This window comes from Williamsia sp. DF01-3 (genome assembly GCF_023051145.1).
In the GTDB taxonomy this organism is placed as follows: domain Bacteria; phylum Actinomycetota; class Actinomycetes; order Mycobacteriales; family Mycobacteriaceae; genus Williamsia.
This window is the reverse complement of the sequence record NZ_JALKFS010000005.1, coordinates 2259193-2280596: the sequence shown is the minus strand read 5'-3', so window position 1 is coordinate 2280596 and position 21404 is coordinate 2259193. Positions and strand designations below refer to the sequence as shown.

Sequence of the window (21404 nt, the reverse complement as noted above, 5' to 3'; positions counted from 1 at the left end):
ACCTTACGCGGCGACGATGGAGGTCAGCCCGAACCTTCGGTACCGTAAGTTGTGATCGATTCCGAACTGGCGCTGCTGGCCGAGCTCAAGCCCCGAATGCGCGGTTGGATCCACCTGTACGCAGGTTTCGTCGCCATCGTCACGGGCCTCGTCCTGGTTGCGGTGGCGTGGGCGCTGATCGGTCCGATGGCAGCACTGGCGTGCGGTATCTACGCCCTGACCGTCTGTGGTCTGTTCGGCGTCAGCGCCACCTACCATCGCGTCGACTGGACCTCCGATACGGCCAAGCTCTGGATGAAGCGGGCCGATCACTCGATGATCTTCATCTTCATCGCGGGCAGTTACACCCCGCTCTGCGTGATGGGGCTCGAACCCCCGAACAGGTCGCCGTCCTCGTCGTCGTGTGGACCGGCGCCTTGGCCGGCGCCACCCTCAAGGTCCTCTGGCCGGGATCACCCCGATGGCTGGGGGTCCCGCTCTACATCCTGCTGGGCTGGACCATCGTGGCCGTCATCCCCGAGCTGATCGACTCCGTCGGGGTGGCGGTGGTGGTGCTGCTGGCGGTCGGTGGCCTGTTCTACACGATCGGTGGCGTCCTCTACGCCACCCGCTGGCCCGACCCTTGGCCGACCACCTTCGGACATCACGAGTTCTTTCACGCATGCACGGTGATCGCGGCGATCGTGCACTACATCGCCGTGTGGCTGGTCCTGTTCGAATAGGCCACCGACCAGCCACCCGCTGCGGTCAGATCCGCGTCTTGGCCGCCGAAAGCGCCTGCATCACAGTCACTGTCGCATCCCAGTCCATGCACTTGTCGGTGACCGACTGTCCGTAGGTGAGGGGCTCGGCGTCCGGGGCCTGGGCACCGGCGACGAGGAAGCTCTCCAGCATGACCCCGCTGATCCCGCGCTGACCGCTCGCGATCATTGCGGCGACCTCGGTGGCAACCTCTGCCTGCCGGATGTGGTCCTTGCCGGAATTGGCATGGGAGCAGTCGATCATGACGAGTTCGGGAAGGCCTGCCTTGGCGAGCGAAGCCAGTGCCCCGTCCACCGAACCGACATCGAAGTTGGGACCCGCTGTGCCGCCGCGCAAGATGATGTGGCAGTCCGTGTTTCCCTCGGTCTCCACGATCGCACCGCGACCGAAGTCGTCGACTCCGAAGAAGACGTGCTGTGCAGCAGCGGCTTTCACACCATCTACGGCCACCTGGACGTTCCCGTCCGTACCGTTCTTGAAGCCGATCGGCATCGACAGCCCAGAGGCCAGCTGCCGGTGGACCTGCGACTCCGTTGTCCGGGCGCCGATCGCGCCCCACGCCACCGCATCCGCGATGTACTGCGGGCTGGTGGGTTCGAGGAACTCGCAACCGACGGGCAGGCCGAGATCGATGAGGTCGAGCAGCAGGCCGCGGGCGACGCGCAGGCCGCGTTCCACGTCGAAACTGCCGTCCATGCCGGGGTCGTTGATGAGGCCCTTCCACCCGACCGTGGTCCGCGGCTTCTCGAAGTACACCCGCATCACGATCTTCAGCCGATCGGCGTGTTCGGCAGCGATGGGTGCCAGCCGGCGTGCGTAGTCGATCGCGGCAACCGGGTCGTGCACCGAGCACGGCCCCACGATGACGAGCAGCCGATCGTCGCGACCCGCCAGGATGTCGGCGATCTCATCGCGGTCGCGCTGCACCACTTCGGCCCGACGGCCGGTCAGCGGCAATTCGGCGCGCACGGTGTCGGGTGAAGGGATCTCGCGCAGCGCGCGGATCCTGCGGTCCGAGGTGTTGGGACCGGACAACGTTCCGTGTCCGTTGAGTCCGCTGGTCATGTTGTGTGCCTTCCTGATTCGAAGGGCACCATCACCTGTTGACCGGTGCCCTGACAAAGAAAAAGCAGCAACCAGAAGGTGGTCACTGCTCGGGGCTCCGGGTGTGTGGACGCGTCAGCGAAGCGCTGTATCGGCGGCTCCACCCGGAGCCTCGATAAAGCGCCAATACACGCGCGCACTGATGTTCACGTCGGCCAAAGTAGCACGTGAATGCCGCGGTGCCCAATGTTGCATGTCAGGCGCCGTCCCCGGAGCGCTCAGGGCCGGCCGCGGTCGATCACTCGTGACAGCACGATGATGCTCTCGGAGTGGTCCACCGTTTCCGCCGAGCGGATCCGTTCGAGCGCCTCCTCGAGATGCTGGACGTCGCGGGCCACCACACGCAGGATCGCGTCGGCCTTCCCCGTCACCGTCGCGGCGCTGACCACCTCGGTGATGTGTTCCCACGACCGCGCCAAGATGTCCGGGGCGACGGTTCCGCGGCAGAAGACCTGCACGTACGCCTCGGTTGTCCACTGCAGTGCCGCCGGGTCGGTCACAACCGTGAAACCCCGGATCACACCGGACGACACCAGCCGGTCGACCCGGCGTTTCACCGCCGGTGCCGACAACCGGACCTGCTCGCCGATCTGGGCGTAGGTCTGTCGTGCGTCCTTGGTCAGACAACCCAGGATCGCCTCGTCGAGGTTGTCCAACACAGCCAGTCGTCACTTCCCGCTCGATGGTCCGCTGGCCCGACGCAACGGATCACCCCATTTTGCCAGATGCGACAACAAATGCGCTCTCTGTGCGCAATGCACGAGCATTGCTTGCGTCAGACGGTGTCCCTACCCTTGATGTATGAAGCTCTCCTGCTCTCTTTTGCCGCCGCTCGATCCGGCCCTGAGCAGATGACCCTCGACACCGACATCCCCTCGCCGATCCCCTGTCCCGGCCTCGCCACTGCCGAGCACATCGCGATGGCCGCACGCCATGTCCCACACAACTATTCGCCCCTGCCGGTGGTCGCCGCCTCGGCACAGGGCGCCTGGATCACCGATGTCGCCGGTGCGCGATACCTCGACTGCCTCGCGGGCTATTCAGCGCTCAACTTCGGCCATCGAAACCCCGAGATCCTTGCCGCGCTGGCCGATCAGCTCACACGCGTGACGCTCACGAGTCGCGCACTCCACTCGGACCGGCTCGGCCCCTTCTGCCGCGATCTTGCCGACCTGTGCGGCAAGGACATGGCCCTACCCATGAACACCGGTGCCGAAGCCGTCGAATCGGCCATCAAGGTCGCTCGCAAATGGGGCACCGACGTCAAGGGCGTACCCGCCGAGACCGCCTCGATCGTGGTGGCCGGTGGGAACTTCCACGGGCGGACCACCACGATCGTGAGCTTCTCCGACGACGAGACCGCGCGCCGCGGCTTCGGCCCGTTCACGCCGGGCTTTCGTATCGTCCCCTTCGGCGACGCCGAGTCCTTGACCGCAGCCATCGACGACACGACCGTCGCGGTCCTGCTCGAGCCGATCCAGGGCGAGGCGGGCATCATCGTTCCACCGCGCGACTACCTGCCGGAGGTTCGCCGGATCTGTTCGGAGACAGACGTTCTGCTCATCCTCGACGAGATCCAGTCCGGCCTGGGACGAACAGGGACAACCTTCGCCTCCGACCACTGGCAGGTGGTCCCCGATCTCTACGTCCTGGGCAAAGCGCTCGGCGGGGGCGTCCTGCCCGTGTCGGCAGTGGTGGCCGACAGTTCGGTGCTGGGGGTGTTGCACCCGGGCGAGCACGGCTCCACCTTCGGTGGCAATCCGCTTGCCGCAGCGGTGGGTTCGACTGTGGTGGGCATGCTCGAAACCGGTTACTGGCAAGACCGTGCCACCGTCCTGGGAGACCATCTTCATCGCCGGTTACACGAGCTGAGCACCATGGGCCTCACCGACATTCGCGGCCTCGGGCTCTGGGCAGGCATCGATGTCGACCCAGCTCTGGGAACCGGCAAGGAACTGAGCACCGCACTGGCCCAGCGGGGTGTGCTGGTGAAGGACACTCATGGATCCACCTTGCGCCTCGCACCACCCATCGTCATCACGATAGACGAGATCGATTGGGCGATGGATCAATTCGCGGATGTATTGGCCAGCTGCTCCGCCAGCGTTTCCACCGAGGTCACCGGTAGGCCGCACATCGACCCACGACACACATAAGCCGCTGCCCTGCCGTCCACGGGTGGTCGGCCCTCGAGCAGGGGCGCCGAGTCGAGCGTTCCTCCCACCACCACGGTGCCGCCTGGAGCAAGAACGCGAGCCTGGGTCAGCAGTTCGGTCGGCTCGGTGTCCGCCTGCGCCACCGCTATCTGCACCGGGCCTGCGACCGCTGCGGACGACACTGCCAGCCAATGTCCGGCCGACCGCGGCAACTTGGCCAGCAGCACACCTCCACGCGCCAACGTCGCATCGGCGAGCGCGGCGTACTCACCCGATCCATGCAGGCCGCGTTGCACCGGCGACAGCGGGGCCGCGGTCAGCAGCGCCTCGGCGATCAAGGAGGTGCCCGAGGGGGTCGCGCCGTCGATCGGATCGCGCGGTCGGGTCAGCAAGCCCTCGGCGTCGACGCCGGCATCGAACCACGAGCCGGTCGCTTCCGGGTCCGAGAACAGGTCGATGGTGGTGTCGAGCAAGTCGAGTCCGGCATCGAGCCAACGCCTTTCGCCGGTCACCTGATGCAGTGCCAGCAGAGCGGTCACCAGCGCCGCATGATCGTCGAGGACGGCCAGCGGGGCACCCGCATGCCCATCGAGCGAAGAGCGTCTCAGCCGTCCGTCGACGATGTGGCGCTGCAACATCTCCTGGGCGCACCAGGCCGCCAGATCCACCCAGTCCGGCCGGTTCAGTCCGGCGCCAGCTTCGACGAGCGCCGTGATGGCCATGGCGTTCCACGCGGTGACCACCTTGCCGTCACGCGCGGGTTGCGGGCGTTCGGCCCGTGCCGCCGAAAGGCGCGCTCGCACCGAACGGTATCGCTCGACATCGTCGGGGTCGCGCCGCAGTTGCAACGTGGACGTCCCCTCTTCGAAGGTTCCGGTGGGCGTCACGGTGAACAAGTCGGCGGCCCAGGCGCCGTCGTCGGCCCCCAGAACCTCTACGAGTTGCGCGGGCGTCCACACGTAGGTCAGCCCCTCGACGCCGTCGGTGTCGGCATCGAGGGCGGAAGCAAAACCACCGACGACCTTGAGGTCGGCTTCGAGGAAAGCAACCGTCTCCTCGGTGATCCTCTGCGCCAACGGATCCGAGGTGATGCGCGCCAGATGCGCGTACACCCGCAGCAATTGCGCGTTGTCGTAGAGCATCTTCTCGAAATGCGGGACCACCCAGTTCTGGTCCACCGCATACCGCGCGAAACCACCACCGAGTTGGTCATAGATACCGCCCCGGGCCATCACCGCCGCGGTCCGCACAGCAGCGTCGAGCGCCCGGAGGTCACCGGACCTCTCGGTCTCCCGGATCAGCCCTTCGAGCAGAGCGGATGGCGGAAACTTGGGTGCGCCACCGAATCCACCATTGGTGCGGTCCTCCTCCTCGAGGATCGTGGTCACCGCATGGTCGAGCAGCTCCGGGTCGATGGGCACCTGAGCTTCGGGCAGGCCGGAAGCATTGGCCTGCAACTGGTCTACGACGGCAGAACCGACACGGTCGATCTCGTCACGCTTGTGCTCCCACGTCTGGGTGATCGCCTCGAGCAGTTGGACAAACGACGGCATACCGCGACCGGGCCGCGGCGGGAAATAGGTGCCGCAGTAGAAGGGACGGCCATCGGGAGTCAGGAAGCAGGTCATCGGCCACCCGCCCTGCCCTGTCATCGCGACGGTGGCGTTCATGTAGATCGCATCGATGTCGGGGCGTTCTTCACGGTCGACCTTGATGCACACGAAGTTCGCGTTCATCACGGCCGCGGTGTTGTTGTCCTCGAACGACTCGTGCGCCATGACATGACACCAGTGACATGCCGCGTAACCGACCGAGAGGAGGATCGGCACGTCACGTTCGCGCGCCCAGGCGAGCGCGTCGGCGCTCCACTGTTGCCAGTGGACCGGGTTGTCGGCGTGCTGACGGAGGTAGGGACTGGTCGCCTCAGCGAGGCTGTTGGTGTCTCGGGTCAAGGTCGGTCCCGTCGTCGGCGGCCTGATCGGCCTCAGGATGGTCCCGCTCGAACTTCTTGGGCAGGTTGCGGATGTGCCGGTTCATGGACCAGATCAGGAAGACGGTTCCCACCAGCAGCAACAAGATGACCAGGAGGCCGAGCGGCGACGCCTTGCCGAACTCGGGACCCTCCGTCTTGGCCAACACATCGGTGAGCTGCGCCGCAGCGTATGCAGTGGCACTCATGACGCCTCACCTTCACTTGCATCGGGTTCGATACCCGCGAACAGGTCGGTCTCGGGGATTGCGGTCTTGACCCTCGTCTTCGCCAACTCGAACTCCTCGGTCGGCCACAGCCGGAGCTGCCAGTCCATCGGGACCGCGAAGAACACACCGTTCGGGTCGATCTGCGTGGCGTGGGCCCGGAGCGCCTCGTCGCGCTGCGGGAAGTACTCGCCGCATGTCACCTGGGTGGTCACGCGGCCCATCAGGTTGCCGCGTTCGGGATCCCACTTCGAGAGCCACTCCTTGAAGGGGCTCTCCTTGCCGATCTTGGCGTACTCATCGGAGAACAACACCATCCGGTCGCGGATGAAGCCGTGCGTGTAGTAGATCTTGGACACCGTCCACGGTTCGCCGGCGTCAGGGAACCGGTCCGGGTCGCCCGCCGTCTCGTACGCCGCCATCGACACCTCGTGGCACCGAATGTGGTCGGGATGGGGGTATCCGCCGAGTTCGTCATAGGTGATCATCACGTGCGGTTTGAAATCCCGTACCACCCGTACCAACGCCTCGGTGGCCTCGTCGAGTGGGACCGTGGCAAACGAGCCCTCGGGCACCGGTGGCAGCGGGTCACCTTCGGGCAACCCCGAGTCGACGAATCCGAGCCAGGTCTGCTGCACACCGAGAGCTGCGGCGGCCTTGGCCATCTCCTCGCGACGGACTTCCGGCATCCGGTCCTTGATGCCCGGCAAGTCCATCGCCGGATTCAGGATGTCGCCGCGCTCGCCACCGGTGAGAGTCACCACCAGAACGTCGTGGCCCTCGGCCGCGTACTTGGCCATGGTGGCCGCACCCTTGCTGGACTCGTCGTCAGGGTGCGCATGCACCGCCATGAGTCGTAGTCCACCCACGCGTAGTCCTCACCTTCACACCGTCGTCAATCGCTTGTCCATACTCCCACCGCACCCCGGGCTCGCGCCGCGCCGGTCTCGGTTCTGCCACTCCATGGTAGGTATGAACCCATGACCAGCGCCCGCAGCCTCCCGCAGGGCCGCTATCCGGCCGAACGCACACCTCGATCACGCAGACGCTGGTTCCTCGCGCTCACCGGCCTCGTGATCATCATCGGCGTGGTGATCGCCTGGCTCGCCTACCAGCGGTTCGCCGATCCGGAGATCTCCGGCGAAGCCACCGGATACGACATCCTCGACGACACCTCCGTGGAGGTGAAGTTCACCGTCAACCGCAAGGACCCGACCGTCCCCGCGACGTGCGTGGTGCGAGCCAGATCCAAGGACGGATCCGAGACCGGGCGCCGCGAGGTGTACGTCCCGGCGTCAGAGGACCCCCGGCTCCCGATGTCGGCAGTGGTCCGCACCTCTGCCCCTCCCGCGGTGGGCGAGGTCTACGGATGCAGTGACACCGTGCCGCCGTACCTCGTGGCCCCCTGACTTCTCCGTAGTGCGCACGGCCCTGCGCCTCGCGCACCGGTTCACACCGATGCGCGACGCTCAGCGCAGCGCGTGACCGACGCACCGGCCGGCACGGACGTGCCCCATAATCGGCACCCATGACACCAACAACACAGTCTGGGCAGCCGGACCCGCTCACCGCCAAGGGAACGGGCCCGGCGTTCGCCACCATCACCAGTCACTACTTCCCCACGCTCGTCGGACTCTTCGTCGGCGTGATGATGATCAGCAACATCACCGGCACCAAAGGTGTGGTGTTGTTCACCGACCTCCACTTCGACTTCGGGCCACTGTCCATGGACGGTCTGGTCACCGACGGAGCGTTCTACCTCTTCCCCCTCGCCTACGTGCTGGGCGACGTGATCAGCGAGGTGTACGGCTTCAAGGCGATGCGCCGCACGATCCTCACCGGTTTCGCCGTACTCCTGATCGCTTCCCTGTGCTTCTGGCTCACCGTCCACCTGCCGGCCGCCGACTTCTACGACGGTCAAGAATCGTTCGAGACCGTCGCGGGGGTCGTTCCACAATTCCTCGCCGCCGGACTCGCCGGATATGTCGTGGGTGAATTCCTCAATTCCTGGGTTCTCGTGAAGATGAAAGAGCGCTCGGGAGAAAAACGTTTGTGGGCCCGGCTTTTCAGTTCCACCGTGGTCGGTGAATTCTTCGACACCCTGGTTTTCTGTTCCATCGCAGCGTCGGCCCTGGGCATCTCGACCTGGTCGGACTTCATCAACTACACCCTCATCGGATTCGTGTGGAAAACCCTGGTCGAGGTGGCCATCATGCCGCTGACGTACCTGGTGGTCGGATGGCTCAAGAGCCGTGAACCCAGCTACCGCACGGCCCTCGCCCAGCAGGGCACAATTCGATAAGAATTCGAGCCGTGTCCATATGTCCTGCTACTCTTGGCTGATACACGGTCCCGAGAGGGGCCGTGTTGCTGTATTTAACGAGAGGGAGTGACGAGCATGACCGACACCGAGGTGACCTGGCTTACCCAGGAGTCCCATGATCGGCTCAAAGAGGAGCTCGACGCCCTCATCGCGAATCGTCCGGTGATTGCCGCCGAGATCAACGAGCGCCGCGAAGAGGGTGACCTCAAGGAGAACGGTGGCTACCACGCCGCCCGCGACGAGCAGGGTCAGCAAGAGGCCCGCATCCGTCAGCTCCAGGAGTTGCTCAACACCGCAAAGGTCGGCGAGACGCCGACGCAGTCGGGGGTGGCACTGCCAGGTTCCGTGGTGAAGGTGTACTACGACGGCGACGAGAACGACACCGAGACCTTCTTGATCGCGACCCGCGAACAGGGTTCGTCCGACGAGAAGCTCGAGGTCTATTCACCGAAGTCGCCATTGGGCGGCGCGTTGATCGACGCCAAGGTCGGCGAGACCCGTAAGTACACCGTGCCCAGCGGGGCCACCATCTCGGTGACCCTGGTGAGCGCGGAGCCGTACCACGCCTGAGCAAGCACTCGAGTGCCCTATCGGGGCGTCCGCGAAGGACGTCGCCGGTAGGGCATTTTTGTGTGAAGGCCACCGACACCGGCCGGCCCGGACGATGTGTCGAACGGCTGCAGTGCGGGTACTCGGCCGCCATGTCTGAAGAAGTCAGCGCCACAGCCCGTCAGATCGCCCACTTCGCGGGAGAGCATCCCGACTACGACGCCATCGCGTTCGACAACGACGGCAAGATCATCGACTGGCAGCAGAACGACAAGTGGGCCAACGGTTCCCACAAAGGCGAGCGCATCTACGTCGTCCAGGGCGGCACCACGACTCCACAGGCCGTTCAGGATGTCTTGGACAAGACTGGGGCGCAGCGTGATTCCGCCTCCGACGTGACCTCCTGAACGCGTTCGCGCCATCACCTCGCGTGCGCACGCCGGGTTCCGATGTACCTCACAGGCGCACCCGACGTGATACCCAGCTCGTAGCTGTTCTCTCGAGTGGTCCGACGCCGGACCGACTTCGAGGAGGTGGTGATGACGGTTGTTCAGTGGGCCGACAGGCGCTTACGACGGCTCGTCTTCGCCGGTCCGACCAGTTGGCCGGCTTCGAGATCTTCCCGTAGACGGGCGACGGTCTCGGCCGAGTCCGATTTGTTGGTGCCGATGAAACCGGAGGGGCCTCGCTTGATCCATCCGGTCACGTACAGGCCGGGGATCGGGCCCGCCGACGTGACAACTCTGCCCTGCTCGTTCGGGATGACTCCGCGCACAGGGTCGAACGGCAAGCCGGGAACTTCCACGCCTCGGTATCCGATGGACGTGAGAACCACTCCGGCGGCGACGGTTTCGACCTGACCGGTCGGCTCGGTTCCACCCCTCTGCGAATCGAACCGATTGATCCCGAATGTGACGCCGTCGAGTATCCCGGCCGCGTCACACTCGAAGCGTTCGGGCGATCGGAGGAACGCAAGCCTGATGCTCGGGCCGGTGCGCCGGGGACGATCTGCCAGCTCGGCCAGTAATTGCAGCTTGGCCGCCGCAGTCGGGTCGGTTGGCGCGGTTGCGTTCACAGCGTCGAGCGCACCGGGGTCGAGCGTGACGTCGACACCCCCGTCGGCCAGCCCGATCAGTTCGGGAAGGGTGAAGGCGGCGCCTTCGGGACCACGGCGCGCGGCGACGACGATCTCTTCGACCATCGACGAACGCAACGCCTCCAGTGCGGTCCGTGAGATGGATGTCGAAGCCAACCGCTGCGGGTCGGTCGCGAGGATGCGCGCGACGTCGAGAGCGACGTTGCCGTTGCCGATGATCACCACCCGCCGCGACGAGAGGTCGAATCGACGGTCGGCGAAGTCGGGGTGCCCGTTGTACCAGCCGACGAACTCTGTCGCGCTGGCCACACCGGGCAGATCCGCACCGGGAACCTGCAACCGTCGGTCGGTGCCGGCTCCGCCGGCATAGATCACGGCGTGGTTGTCGCGCTGCAGTTCGTCCAAGGTGATGTCGCGACCGAGTTCGCTGCCGAGAAGGATGTCGAGCCGATCGTCTCGTGCGATCTCATCGAAGAGCGCCATCACCTTGCGTGTCGAGAGATGATCGGGCGCAACGCCGTAACGGGCGAGACCGAACGGTTTGTCCAGCCTCTCGTGGATGGTGACGCTCACGTTCGGGTACCGGAGCAGTTCGTCGGCGGCATACATCGCAGACGGGCCTGAACCGACAATTGCCACGCGCACCGGTTCCCCGCCGGGCGACGCCATCGGCTTCGGCTTCGAGATGGGCGCCAAGGGCAGACGCAGTCCCGGGTCCACCGGGAATCGGACCGCCGGGGTTGCTGCATCGGAGTAGTGGTCGGCGTTGATGGCCGGATAGCGTTCGTGCGCGGGCTCGATCCGGTTGCCCGGAACAATCGCGCCCACCGGGCAGGCGCTCACGCATGCACCACAATCCACGCACGTGGCCGGGTCGATGTACAGCATCTCCGACGTGAGGAAATCGGGCTCGTCCGGAGTCGGATGAATGCAGTTGACCGGGCACGCGTAGACGCACGACGCATCGGCGCAACACGCCTGCGTCACCACATGGGGCACTCTCAGGCCGCCGTGTACGTCGGTTCGCTGCGATAGCGCGAAGGACGTCCGCCGATGCCGAGCAGTCGCCACAACACACGCGACACCGGGTTCATCAGGCCACACTGCTCTCCGAGCATCCGGACGTCACCGAAGACGTTCCTGAGGAACTGCTTGGAGCTCTCGGACTTCCAGAAGATGTCCTTCATGACCTCGCGCGGGATGTCGAAGTCGCGCTCGAAAGACTTGGGCGGCACGGTGATCGCCCCGCACAGCACCCGCATGACGATCGGCAGCATCAGCGACAGGAGAAAGCGCTGCACCCAAGACTTGCGGGGCACCGTTTCGCGCAGCAGGTGGTGGGCGAAGGAGATGTGCCGGGCTTCTTCGGCGACGTGCAGTTGCATCACGGCCATCATGGTCGGGTGCATCTCGTCGCGATTGCGCAGGAAGTCTTTCTGGATGTGATCGATGGGCTCTTCCCCACCCAGCACACCGAAGTAGAAGATCGTGGGAAAGATGGTGGAGGCCAAAGGAACCAGGGGCGAGATCAACCGGTAGCCGAGCTTGGCGCCGGGAACGTCCACCCCGGTGCGGTTGATGAACTCCTGGAACATGAGGGTGTGGTTGCACTCCTCTTTGGCCTCGTGAGTCGTGTAGCGAAACTCTTTGGCTGCGTTGGGGAGTTTGAAGCTGTACTGCATCAGACCGCGGATCAGGACGGACTCGAACTGAAGGCCCACCTTGGCAACGTTGGCCTGACGCCACATGCCGATCTTGATCTGCTTGTCGAGCGGCTGTTGCTGATACCAGGGGTGCCTGCCGATCGGGTCGACGACCTTGGACAGCACCCACCGCGGGTCGTTCTCGGTGATCGCCATGTGCGGCGCGTCCCAGTCAATGTCCAGATACGGGTCGAAGTTCCTGTGCACCGAAGCGCTGGACAGGTCGTCGAGGACCTGGCCGTAGTCGTGCCCATCGGTGTCGCGGGTGTGTTCCGGGACGTACTTCAGCGCTTTCGTCAAAACGACTCTCCTGGCCTGTGCAACGTGTTCTCGACGAACGCTAGGGGCTAGGTCCTAGCTTGTCAACGTCCGTTGTCATAAATCAACCACGATTGGCACACCCCACAATGTCATCTGACTGCTCGGCCCGCCCTGAACAGGAAACTTCCCGCTCGTGACGCGCACCGGTTGCCGACGACATGAACTTTCAGCCCATGTACTCATGAGGCAGCTTCGCGCTGCCTGGAACGAGGTATTCGTCGGCGGAGATCATGCGTAGCCACTCGGTGGTCAGCCCCCGATACATATCCTCCGCAACGTTCCAGCCCTTCACCTGCACGCCCGGGGTGACCAGCCCGAGGACCGCGCCCGCAATGGCCGATGGGGCACTGTTCTCGGCATCCCACACACCCGCGGCCAGAGGTCGAGGCTCGATGATCAGCACCTCATCGACGACGACCGCCACACCTCCGAGCCTGCGCACGTTGTCGATGACGCCGGTGACGTCGTCGTCGGTGACGCCCCTCAGGCGGCTCACCCCCGTCGTTCGCGTGGCCAGCACGGCGATCAACGGTATGAGATCCGCGACTTCGTGCACCGCCGCGTCGACAGGGCCGAGCACCCCACTGGTCGACCGCGAGGTGACCGTGAGACCGGCATCCGACGTCACCACGTAACCATCCATCTCGGCGAAGACGTCGCCGATGGCGTCACCGGGTCCGCTTTCCCGCGGCCAGTTGCGGATGAGGACAGTGCCCCCGGAGATCAGCCCGGCCGCTGCGAACCCGGCCGCGACCGTGGGATCGACACGGCCCGAGGGACCCTCCGGAGCGACGACACGTGCCCGCACCGGACGAGAGGTTGACGGCGTCAGCCACGCTGTCCTACGCCCGCTCAAGGCTTCATCGCCTCCACCGGGTAGTGGTAGCTCTCTTTGACGGTGTCGAGGTGAACCCAGCTGTCGAGCCTGAGCACGGGTCGCAGTGCGCGCAACCGGTCGAGAACGCTGACGATGTCGGCCAGCGAATCCGCGTGCACGGTGGCGAGCAGATCATAACGCCCCAAAGTGGCTGCCAGGAAGCGGATCTCGGGCATCTCCGACAGCAGGTCGCCTCCGGTCGAGGCGGGACCCCGCAACGAGATGCCCACCCCGACATCGAATTCAGTATCACGGCCCGACCTCGCGATCGCGCCGATCCGTACGACTCCTTCGTCGATCATGCGCAGCACCCTTGTCCTGGCGGTGCCGGTCGACACCCCGACCCGCTCGCCCAGGGTGGTGTACGACAGTCTGCCGTCCATCTGCAACTGCATCAGAAGCCGCGAATCGACCCGGTCGATCTCGACAGCGTCAGCTCGGGTCGGGCGCAGCACGTCGACCACCAACTCTGTGTAGAAGAGTGTCTCCGTGGAACGAACCCCCTCTACCGAGCGCACCCGATCGAGCACCGTCGCGAGATCACCATCGCTGTGGGCACGGGCTTCGGCGATGAGCGGAAAGGCCCCCGAGGCAAGGCTCACAAAGGGCACCTCTGGCATGGCGGCGATGGCCTCGGCCACTCGGCGCACGGGCCGGTCGACCGAGATCGAGATGTGGGCAAGCGATTTGATCCCGATGGTCAGCGGATGCACGAGACCGACCACGCTGACGAATCCCCCATCGAGCAGATGGCTCAGGCGCCTGGCGGTGGTGGTTCTGGACAGGCCCAGCTGATCGGCGAGCTCGTGTGTGGACACCCTGCCATCGCGGCGGAGTGCCTCCACGATGCGCATGTCGACCTCGGGCATCGGGCCCGATCGACTCTGCTCACGAGAACTTAACAATTGACCGGTCCGATCGTCGGCGGGACGTTTTTGCAGGTGAGTGCCCGATCAGTGGATCTTTGTTTACAAAATGCACACATAGTTGGGCTTTCCTTCAATTGATTCCCGTTTGATTGCAGATTTCGCCTTGCTGACCTATGCCGGCGATCCTACGGTGAGACCCGACAGTTCCGCACCACCGCCGGTGCTCACGAATCAACACCCTGAGGATCCCCACATGCGAAGAGTTCTAGCGACTACGGCCGCAGTACTGCTGGCCACCACCATCGCCGCCTGCGGTGGCGGTGCGGAAAGCACCGAGGCCTCCGGCAAAGCGCCTGCGGGACTTCTCAAGAGCGGCGAGCTGACGGTGTGCACCGACCCCGAGTACCCGCCGATGGAGTACTTCAAGGACGGTGACACCTCCAGTCCCGTCGGCTTCGATCCCGACGCGGCGCGGGCACTCGCGGATCTCTGGGAACTCGACATCAAGTGGCAGAACACGGCTTTCGACGGACTGATGCCAGCCCTGCAGGCAAAACGCTGTGACATCCTCTGGGCCGCGCTCTACATGAGTCCCGAGCGACTCGAAGTCGCCGACGGCTCACCCTTCATGGAGACCGGCCCCGGATTGATCGTGCGCACGGACACGAGCGACATCACCACAGCCGATGACCTCTCGGGCAAGACGGTCGCGGTGCAGGGCGGCGGGTCGAACGAACAGACCCTGCGTGATCTGTCGAGCCGACTCGAATCCGAGGGCAAGCCCGGAATCACGGTGCAGCCGTACCCCAAGACATCGGAAACTGTTGCTGCTTTGTCGAATTCGAAGGCCGACGCACTCATCGAGACCGATGTCGCCGTCGTCGACATGGTCGAGAAGTCCCAGGGCAAGCTGAAGTCCATCCCCGATGTGTTCCCCGCCGACACCCAGTTCGGCGTCTTCACGCTCAAGGGTTCGCCGCTGAGCCCAGCGGTCAGCACCAGCCTCAAAGAGCTCGACGCCAACGGCACACTCGGCAAGCTCGCCGAGCAGTATGGCCTCGATCCCAACCGAATCGTCACCTGACCGCGATGGTCTTCGAGTGGAGCGTCTTCACCGACGCCTTGACGTCCGGGACATTCTTCCGTGGCGCGCTGCTGTCGCTCGGCCTGGCGATCAGCGCGATGATCGCAGCCACCGTGATCGGGTTCCTGGTTGCCCTCCTGCGCGTCGCCAAGAATCCCGCTCCGCGTGCTGCGGGCTGGGTCTACGTCTGGTTCTTCCGGGCCATACCCACCTTGCTGGTGCTGCTGCTCATCTGGAACGCCGGACCACAGCTGTTCCCCGGCCTTCGTGAGAACTGGTTCACCCCCTTCCTGGCGGCTTTCATCGGGTTCGCGGTGGTGGAGGCCGCATACATGGCCGAGATCCTGCGGTCGGCGCTGCTCAGCGTCGACGACGGCCAGCACATCGCGGCGCGGGCACTGGGCCTTCCGCCGCACAAGGTGTTGTTCAAAGTGGTTCTCCCTCAGGCCATCAAGGTTGCGATTCCGCCCAGCGGCAACGAGTTCATCGCCATGCTGAAGTACACGTCACTGGCATCGGTCATCTCACTACGAGAATTGCTGACCACCGCGCAAGCCGAGGTGTCTGTGACCTTCCGCTACGCCGAGTACTACTCGGCCGCCCTGGTGTACTACCTCGTGATCGTCAATGTGGCCATGGTCATCCAGTACTTCATCGAGGCTCGATACCGATGGATTTCCAAAGGTCACAACACATCCGGCATCACCCCCACCGTGCAGAAGGTACCGGCATGAGCAGCCCAGTCCTGCAGGCGATCAACCTGCACCGTTCTTACGGCCAGACCAAAGTGCTCAAGGGAGTCGACCTGACGGTGAACAAGGGTGAGGTCAAAGCCCTGCTGGGCCCTTCAGGTTCGGGCAAGTCCACGATCCTGCGCTTGATGGCTCTGCTCGAGACACCGGACCAGGGTGAGATCCTGCTACACGGCAAACAACTGGGTGTGTCCGTCGGATCAACCGGGGCGACGCGGCCCCTACGGGAGACCCAGCTGGCCCGTCAGCGCCGCGACATCGGCATGGTGTTCCAGCGGTTCAACCTGTTCGCACATCTCGATGTGCTCCACAACGTCACCCTGGCGCTCACCGAGGTCGGCGGGATACGACGGACCGAGGCCAAAGAGCAGGCCACCGCCATGCTCGAACGGGTCGGTATGGCACACCGGCTCAAGCACTTTCCGAGTGAACTGTCCGGTGGTCAGCAGCAGCGCGTGGCAATCGCCCGCGCTCTGGTGATGAACCCGTCGGTGATGCTGTTCGACGAACCGACGTCGGCTCTCGATCCAGAACTGGTGGGAGAGGTGCTCGAGGTGATGGAGCAGCTCGCCGAACAGGGAATGACCATGGTGGTGGTCACCCACGAGACGCGATTCGCGCGTCGCGTCGCCGACGAGGTCGCCCTCTTTGACGACGGGATGATCGTCGAAGCCGGACCGCCGGGGCCGTTCTTCGACGACCCGCAACACCGACGGACGCAACAATTCCTTTCGCACCTGCGCTGAACGTCTGCGCTGATCCTGGAGCATCGATGCCCGACAACGGACCGCTGGCGGTCTACACCGACACCGACGACCTCGACCCCGATATCGGTTGTCGATTACTGAGAGACAACGGCTTTCGGGTCGAAGTACTGCAGACACGGGACCCCGACGTCATCGCCCGCGACGCCGCCGCGGCCACCGCTCTACTCGTCGGCTACGCACCGATCGACCGAGACCTGTTGCTGCGGCTGCCGAACCTGAAGATCGTCGCGTTGCTCTCGCGTGGACATGACAACGTCGATGTAGATGCCGCAGCCGAGCTGGGCATCTGGGTGTGCACGGTGGGTGACGTCGCGGCCGAGGAGGTGGCCACTCATGCCTGGACCCTCACTCTTGCACTGATCCGCCGGCTCCCCTTCTTCTCCGGGTTCCCCACCACACGCGGCTGGCTGGACCGCCCCACCCCTCTGCCGCGGCGATTGTCCGAGATGACGGTCGGCGTCCTGGGTCTGGGCAGCACCGGTCGTAGATATGCTGCCCTGGCGGCACCGACGGTGCGCGAGGTGCTGGGCTTCGACATCCGCACCGACCGTCCGGAACCTGCCGCGGGCAACGTGCTGGCAGGCATCGACGGCGCGCGGGTGACAGACCTCGACACCGTTCTGAGCCGATCCGACGTCATCTCCTTGCATCTCCCGCTGACCGAGGACACCCGGGAGTTCCTCGGGGACAGCGCTTTTGCCCGGATGCGTCAGGGAGTCCATCTGATCAACGTCGCGCGCGGCACACTCATCGATTCGGCGGCGCTGCGTCGCGGTCTCGACACCGGGCGTGTCACGGCAGCCGCACTCGACGTCTTCGACACCGAGCCCCCTGATCCCGCCGATCCGCTCATCGGGCACCCGAATGTGCTCGCGACCCCTCACGTCGCGTACCTGTCGGATGCCACGACGCGTGGGTACATCGTCGCTCAGGCGCAGAACGTGGTGCAATGGATGCAAACCGGCACACCCGTGCTCACCGTCAACGACCCCGTGGTGCCGGTGTCGTGAGCACAGAACTCGCTGTCTTCCAGTCACTGTGGGCCATGGAAGACCTACCCAGCACCGCAGATCAGTGGTCGCTTCCGGAGCAGATCCATCTCATCGCCGCCGCGGGTTTCAACGGTGTCGCGGTGGATCTCGGGGCACGGCGGGCGCCTGCTGCCGCTGAGCTCGCCCCACTCATCCAGGGGTCGGACCTGAACGCCGCCGTCTTCGCCTTCGTTCACACCATCGATGATCTGCGTGCAGCGATCGACTACGCCCATCAGGTCGGTGCCGGCCAGATGGTCGTGTGCGCGCAGATTTACGGGTTCGATCCCGAAGCCCTCGCCGGCACCGTGGCGAGGTGGTACGAGCTGTGCCGTGACGAGCAGATCGACATGCAGTTGGAGACACACCGCAACACCGTCACCAACGACATCCGATTCAGCGAGCTGCTCCTGCGTCACCTGGACCCACGCATCGAGCTTGCCGGGGACCTCTCACATTATGTGTGCGCCAACGAGATGCCCGACGAACCCACGCGTGAGTACGAAGACCTGGTGACCGCCATCCTGGACCGTTGCGGATCACTTCAGGGCAGGATCGCCACCCGCGCGCAGGTCCAGATCCCCCTCGGCACCCCAGCGGGTGAACGTTGGGAGCAACGGTTCCGTGGATGGTGGGAACAGGGCTTCCGATCCATTCGGGCCCGAAGTGCCCCAGGCCGGCAGATCATGTTCTGCACTGAGCTCGGTACGCGTCCCTACGCGATCACCGACGCCGCAGGAGCCGAACTGTCGGACCGGTGGACCGAGGCCCTGATCCTCAAGAGCTGGGCCCATGAGGCGTTCGCTGCCTCGGCGATCGAACCATCCTCTCCCCCGGCCACTTCGCCGATCACCGTTCCATCACCTGACGGGAGTCATTGATGACCACACACAGTCCGAACCCGGTCACCGCCACCGGCAACCAGGTTTTGCCGGGCCCACTGTCCTCGGACACCACCGGGCACGCGCTCATCCCGGCGCGCGCCTACAGCGGTAGCGCCGAATACGCACTCGAGCAGGAGCGGATCTTCTCGTCCGGCTGGGTGTGGGCCGGTTACGCGCACTGGGTCGACGAACCAGGGATGGTGCATCCGGTGGACATCGGCGGCAAGCCCCTTCTGATCATCCGCGGCGACGACGACCAGATCCGGGTGTTCCACAACTCCTGCAGACACCGTGGCATGGCCATGACCGACGAGCCGGTGAAGGTTCGCAAGCGGATTCAGTGCGCGTACCACTGCTGGTCCTACAACTTGGACGGAACTTTGCACGCCACACCGTATTTCACCCGGGAACGCACGCGCGCCGTACCCGACGGCGCCGAGCACCTGGGTCTGCTGCCTGTCGCCTGTCAGGTGTGGGCGGGCATGGTCTTCGTCAATCTGGCACTCGAGAGCGCCGAGGCCGGCGGAACGGACCAGGTCGATGCCGATTTTGCCGCCATGCTCGCGCCGATCTTGGCGCGATGGGACCACGTCGACTTCAACCGCATCCAATTGGCCGAGGAACGCCGGTTCGACATCGCCGTGAACTGGAAACTGGTGGTGGAGAACTTCCTCGACTTCTACCACCTGCCGTTCATCCACCCGCAGGTCGGGCCGGTCAGTGCGTCGCTGGACGTGGACGATGTCCGTTTGGCCGACCACATCATCGGGGGCTGTTACCCCCATGGCGCAGCCGGTAAGGCCGCCAAGACCGACGAGGCGTTGCCATTCCTCGGCGACGTCCCCCCTGCTCGAACCGAGAGCCAGGACATCTTCTGTGTGTTCCCGAACGCCCTGCTGTTCTTGGAAGCGGATTGGTTCCAGGTGATCGGATTCGACGCCGCCGGCCCGGAACGAACCGTCGAGCACATGGCCGTGTTCGTCGACGAGACAGCGACGGGCGAGCGGTTCAGCACCGAGCGAAAGCGATTGACGGACATATTGTTCGAGGTCAATGAGCAGGACATGCCGATCCTGCACAAGCTGCAGAGCGGTCGCAGATCTCCCGCGGCGGACCGCACCAATCTCGTCACACACTGGGATCAGATCACCGCGATGTTCCAGAAACTGGTGTCCGCAAAGGTCGGCTACTGATGCCGGATCTCACGACCATTGCGGCCGAGGAACTCGAACTACGCAGACAACTGGCCGCGGTGTACCGGTTGATCGCGCATTTCCGGATGACCGATCTGATCTTCACACACATCTCGGTTCGACTGCCCGGTCCGGACGAGCATTTCCTCATCAACCCCTATGGGCTGCTGTTCGAGGAAATCACCGCATCGAATCTGGTCCGCATCGATGTGGACGGTCAGTTGACCGAACCCGGTGGTCCGCCGGTCAATCCGGCCGGGTTCGTCATCCACAGTGCCATTCACCGGAGCCGGCCAGACGCGCATTGTGTACTTCACACCCACACGGTGGCGGGTTGCGCCGTGGCCGCCTCGGCGACCGGCCTCCTCGGCCTGAACCAGATCTCGATGGAGTTCCACAACCGCGTCGGCTACCACGACTACGAGGGCGTCGCTCTGAACCTCGACGAACAAGAGCGGCTGGTTCGAGACATCGGCAACCATCCGGCGCTGATCTTGCGAAACCACGGTCTTCTCACCGTGGGTTCCACACCCGCGCAGGCTTTTCTGCGGATGTACTACCTCAACAAGGCCTGCGAGATACAGGTCGCCGCCACCCGGGCGGGAGAGGTCATCGTCCCGGACGAGGCGATCCGTGAACACACCGCACGCCAACTGAACGCCGAAGACACCGGCGACGATCTCACCGACGACATCGGCATCGACCTCGCCTGGTCCGCCATGGTGCGGTTGGTCGAGCGCATTGCACCTGACTACAAGGACTGAGGAAAAGCAGTGACATTGAACTCGATTCAAGGCCCTATCGATGCAAGCCTGGTGCCCCGCTACACCGAACCCGGCACCTTCGCCCGCCTGCCGCGTCTTGATGACGTCCGGTCGGCCGCCGTCAAGATCGTGGGCGTCCCGTTCGACACCGGAGTCAGCTACCGCCCCGGTGCACGTTTCGGCCCCGGTCACATCCGCGCGTCGTCAAAGCTGTTGCGGCCTTATAACCCCGCCATGGACATCTCGCCGTTCGCCGTGCACCAGGTTGCCGATGCCGGCGACATCGCGGTCAACGCTTTCGACATCGTCGAAGCCCTCGACACGGTCGACCGTGCCGTGACGCACCTCGGATCGGACGGGGCGCGGCTGCTGACGTTGGGCGGTGACCACACCTTGGCACTCCCGCTGCTGCGGGCGCTGCATCGTGAGCGCGGAAAGCTCGCGGTGCTCCACTTCGACGCCCATCTGGATACCTGGGACACCTACTTCGGGGCGCCGTACACACGGCACCCCGTTCCGGCGGGCCAGCGAAGAAGGTCTCATCGACATGGAGCGGTCGATGCACGTCGGTATCCGGGGGCCGCTGTACAGCGCGCAGGATCTCGAAGCAGATGGCGTGCTCGGCTTTCAGCTGATCCGGTCCGACGACTATCAATTCGACACGGTACGCAGCATCATCGAGCGCATCCATCGCCGTGTCGCCGGAGGCCCGGTGTACGTGTCCGTGGACATCGACGTACTCGACCCCGCGCACGCGCCGGGTACGGGTACTCCGGAAGCGGGCGGCATGACGTCGCGCGAATTGCTGAACACCTTGCGCGGGCTGTCCGGGCTCGACATCGTCGGCGCCGACATCGTCGAGGTGGCGCCCGCGTATGACCACGCCGAGATCACGGGTATCGCCGCCGCACATGTGGCGTACGAACTGTTGTCGGTGATGGCGGCCGACGCGCAACCGTCGACGAGCTGAGAG

Annotated in this window: 21 protein-coding genes and 2 pseudogenes; 14 read left to right on the top strand and 9 right to left on the bottom strand. The window is 64.7% G+C overall.

Annotated features, from left to right (window positions below; all coding sequences use genetic code 11):
- Positions 1-96: 96 nt before the first annotated feature.
- Positions 97-722: pseudogene (locus MVA47_RS13020) on the top strand (hemolysin III family protein).
- 25 nt (positions 723-747) lie between these two features.
- Here MVA47_RS13020 and MVA47_RS13015 read toward each other — a convergent pair.
- Together MVA47_RS13015 and MVA47_RS13010 are read right to left on the bottom strand one after the other, a co-directional pair.
- Positions 748-1827, bottom strand: a complete 1080-nt coding sequence (locus MVA47_RS13015; RefSeq protein WP_247208250.1) for a 3-deoxy-7-phosphoheptulonate synthase — start codon at positions 1825-1827, stop codon at positions 748-750.
- A gap of 257 nt (positions 1828-2084) precedes the next feature.
- Positions 2085-2531, bottom strand: a complete 447-nt coding sequence (locus MVA47_RS13010; protein ID WP_031333588.1) for an Lrp/AsnC family transcriptional regulator — start codon at positions 2529-2531, stop codon at positions 2085-2087.
- A gap of 255 nt (positions 2532-2786) precedes the next feature.
- Here MVA47_RS13010 and rocD point away from each other — a divergent pair, with 255 nt between their 5' ends.
- Complete coding sequence (gene rocD, locus MVA47_RS13005) at positions 2787-4022, top strand: ornithine--oxo-acid transaminase (protein WP_247210748.1); 1236 nt, start codon at positions 2787-2789, stop codon at positions 4020-4022.
- On the opposite strand, the gene MVA47_RS13000 is transcribed toward rocD, so the two are convergent.
- From MVA47_RS13000 to mca, 3 genes are read right to left on the bottom strand one after another with little or no spacing between them, the layout of a single operon-like run.
- On the bottom strand, positions 3935-5974 hold the full coding sequence (locus tag MVA47_RS13000) for a thioredoxin domain-containing protein (RefSeq protein ID WP_247208249.1): 2040 nt from the start codon (positions 5972-5974) through the stop codon (positions 3935-3937). The two genes, rocD and MVA47_RS13000, sit on opposite strands and share 88 nt — an antisense overlap.
- On the bottom strand, positions 5946-6200 hold the full coding sequence (locus MVA47_RS12995) for a hypothetical protein (RefSeq protein WP_023963047.1): 255 nt from the start codon (positions 6198-6200) through the stop codon (positions 5946-5948). Before MVA47_RS12995 ends, MVA47_RS13000 begins: the two co-directional genes overlap by 29 nt.
- Positions 6197-7069: a mycothiol conjugate amidase Mca gene (gene mca, locus MVA47_RS12990; RefSeq protein ID WP_247210747.1), complete on the bottom strand. Its 873-nt coding sequence runs from the start codon at positions 7067-7069 to the stop codon at positions 6197-6199. The genes MVA47_RS12995 and mca overlap by 4 nt, the downstream gene beginning before the upstream one ends.
- Positions 7070-7198: 129 nt before the next feature.
- Between mca and MVA47_RS12985 the strand changes: the two genes are divergently transcribed.
- From MVA47_RS12985 to MVA47_RS12970, 4 genes are all read left to right on the top strand, one after another.
- A complete protein-coding gene (locus MVA47_RS12985; protein WP_062799928.1) occupies positions 7199-7627 on the top strand; it encodes a DUF4307 domain-containing protein in 429 nt (142 codons plus the stop codon).
- Positions 7628-7746: 119 nt separating this feature from the next.
- On the top strand, positions 7747-8520 hold the full coding sequence (locus MVA47_RS12980) for a queuosine precursor transporter (protein ID WP_099381834.1): 774 nt from the start codon (positions 7747-7749) through the stop codon (positions 8518-8520).
- Between the two features lie 96 nt (positions 8521-8616).
- The gene (gene greA / locus MVA47_RS12975) at positions 8617-9111 is read left to right on the top strand and encodes a transcription elongation factor GreA (protein WP_030170928.1); all 495 of its coding nucleotides are present in this window, start codon (positions 8617-8619) and stop codon (positions 9109-9111) included.
- Positions 9112-9242: 131 nt separating this feature from the next.
- The gene (locus tag MVA47_RS12970) at positions 9243-9497 is read left to right on the top strand and encodes a hypothetical protein (RefSeq protein WP_247208248.1); all 255 of its coding nucleotides are present in this window, start codon (positions 9243-9245) and stop codon (positions 9495-9497) included.
- Between the two features lie 143 nt (positions 9498-9640).
- On the opposite strand, the gene MVA47_RS12965 is transcribed toward MVA47_RS12970, so the two are convergent.
- From MVA47_RS12965 to MVA47_RS12950, 4 genes are all read right to left on the bottom strand, one after another.
- Entirely contained in the window at positions 9641-11185 is a 1545-nt protein-coding gene (locus tag MVA47_RS12965) for a 4Fe-4S binding protein (protein WP_247208247.1), read from the bottom strand.
- 2 nt (positions 11186-11187) lie between these two features.
- Positions 11188-12189, bottom strand: a complete 1002-nt coding sequence (locus MVA47_RS12960) for a diiron oxygenase (RefSeq protein ID WP_023963041.1) — start codon at positions 12187-12189, stop codon at positions 11188-11190.
- A 187-nt stretch (positions 12190-12376) separates the two neighbouring features.
- Entirely contained in the window at positions 12377-13018 is a 642-nt protein-coding gene (locus MVA47_RS12955; protein WP_247208246.1) for a hypothetical protein, read from the bottom strand.
- Between the two features lie 44 nt (positions 13019-13062).
- Entirely contained in the window at positions 13063-13956 is an 894-nt protein-coding gene (locus MVA47_RS12950; RefSeq protein ID WP_247208245.1) for an Lrp/AsnC family transcriptional regulator, read from the bottom strand.
- Between the two features lie 253 nt (positions 13957-14209).
- Here MVA47_RS12950 and MVA47_RS12945 point away from each other — a divergent pair, with 253 nt between their 5' ends.
- From MVA47_RS12945 to speB, 8 genes and pseudogenes are all read left to right on the top strand, one after another.
- Positions 14210-15040: an ABC transporter substrate-binding protein gene (locus MVA47_RS12945; RefSeq protein ID WP_247208244.1), complete on the top strand. Its 831-nt coding sequence runs from the start codon at positions 14210-14212 to the stop codon at positions 15038-15040.
- Between the two features lie 5 nt (positions 15041-15045).
- Positions 15046-15774, top strand: coding sequence for an amino acid ABC transporter permease (locus tag MVA47_RS12940; RefSeq protein ID WP_247208243.1), 729 nt, complete (start codon positions 15046-15048; stop codon positions 15772-15774).
- Positions 15771-16538 (top strand): amino acid ABC transporter ATP-binding protein, encoded by a 768-nt coding sequence (locus MVA47_RS12935; protein ID WP_247208242.1) that lies wholly within the window; start codon positions 15771-15773, stop codon positions 16536-16538. Before MVA47_RS12940 ends, MVA47_RS12935 begins: the two co-directional genes overlap by 4 nt.
- A gap of 26 nt (positions 16539-16564) precedes the next feature.
- Positions 16565-17569: a C-terminal binding protein gene (locus MVA47_RS12930; protein ID WP_247208241.1), complete on the top strand. Its 1005-nt coding sequence runs from the start codon at positions 16565-16567 to the stop codon at positions 17567-17569.
- Positions 17566-18471, top strand: coding sequence for a sugar phosphate isomerase/epimerase (locus MVA47_RS12925; RefSeq protein WP_247208240.1), 906 nt, complete (start codon positions 17566-17568; stop codon positions 18469-18471). Before MVA47_RS12930 ends, MVA47_RS12925 begins: the two co-directional genes overlap by 4 nt.
- Positions 18471-19667, top strand: a complete 1197-nt coding sequence (locus MVA47_RS12920; RefSeq protein WP_247208239.1) for an SRPBCC family protein — start codon at positions 18471-18473, stop codon at positions 19665-19667. The genes MVA47_RS12925 and MVA47_RS12920 overlap by 1 nt, the downstream gene beginning before the upstream one ends.
- Complete coding sequence (locus tag MVA47_RS12915) at positions 19667-20431, top strand: class II aldolase/adducin family protein (RefSeq protein WP_247208238.1); 765 nt, start codon at positions 19667-19669, stop codon at positions 20429-20431. Before MVA47_RS12920 ends, MVA47_RS12915 begins: the two co-directional genes overlap by 1 nt.
- A gap of 15 nt (positions 20432-20446) precedes the next feature.
- Positions 20447-21401: pseudogene (gene speB / locus MVA47_RS12910) on the top strand (agmatinase).
- Positions 21402-21404 lie beyond the last annotated feature (3 nt).

Excerpts from the sequence above, each read along its gene's own strand:
- MVA47_RS13015 (WP_247208250.1), bottom strand. The coding sequence starts at position 1,827 with ATGACCAGCGGACTCAACGGACACGGAACGTTGTCCGGTCCCAACACC.
- rocD (WP_247210748.1), top strand. The coding sequence starts at position 2,787 with ATGGCCGCACGCCATGTCCCACACAACTATTCGCCCCTGCCGGTGGTC.
- MVA47_RS12995 (WP_023963047.1), bottom strand. The coding sequence starts at position 6,200 with ATGAGTGCCACTGCATACGCTGCGGCGCAGCTCACCGATGTGTTGGCC.
- mca (WP_247210747.1), bottom strand. The coding sequence starts at position 7,069 with ATGGCGGTGCATGCGCACCCTGACGACGAGTCCAGCAAGGGTGCGGCC.
- MVA47_RS12985 (WP_062799928.1), top strand. The coding sequence starts at position 7,199 with ATGACCAGCGCCCGCAGCCTCCCGCAGGGCCGCTATCCGGCCGAACGC.
- MVA47_RS12980 (WP_099381834.1), top strand. The coding sequence starts at position 7,747 with ATGACACCAACAACACAGTCTGGGCAGCCGGACCCGCTCACCGCCAAG.
- greA (WP_030170928.1), top strand. The coding sequence starts at position 8,617 with ATGACCGACACCGAGGTGACCTGGCTTACCCAGGAGTCCCATGATCGG.
- MVA47_RS12970 (WP_247208248.1), top strand. The coding sequence starts at position 9,243 with ATGTCTGAAGAAGTCAGCGCCACAGCCCGTCAGATCGCCCACTTCGCG.
- MVA47_RS12950 (WP_247208245.1), bottom strand. The coding sequence starts at position 13,956 with ATGCCCGAGGTCGACATGCGCATCGTGGAGGCACTCCGCCGCGATGGC.
- MVA47_RS12945 (WP_247208244.1), top strand. The coding sequence starts at position 14,210 with ATGCGAAGAGTTCTAGCGACTACGGCCGCAGTACTGCTGGCCACCACC.
- MVA47_RS12940 (WP_247208243.1), top strand. The coding sequence starts at position 15,046 with ATGGTCTTCGAGTGGAGCGTCTTCACCGACGCCTTGACGTCCGGGACA.
- MVA47_RS12935 (WP_247208242.1), top strand. The coding sequence starts at position 15,771 with ATGAGCAGCCCAGTCCTGCAGGCGATCAACCTGCACCGTTCTTACGGC.
- MVA47_RS12930 (WP_247208241.1), top strand. The coding sequence starts at position 16,565 with ATGCCCGACAACGGACCGCTGGCGGTCTACACCGACACCGACGACCTC.
- MVA47_RS12920 (WP_247208239.1), top strand. The coding sequence starts at position 18,471 with ATGACCACACACAGTCCGAACCCGGTCACCGCCACCGGCAACCAGGTT.
- MVA47_RS12915 (WP_247208238.1), top strand. The coding sequence starts at position 19,667 with ATGCCGGATCTCACGACCATTGCGGCCGAGGAACTCGAACTACGCAGA.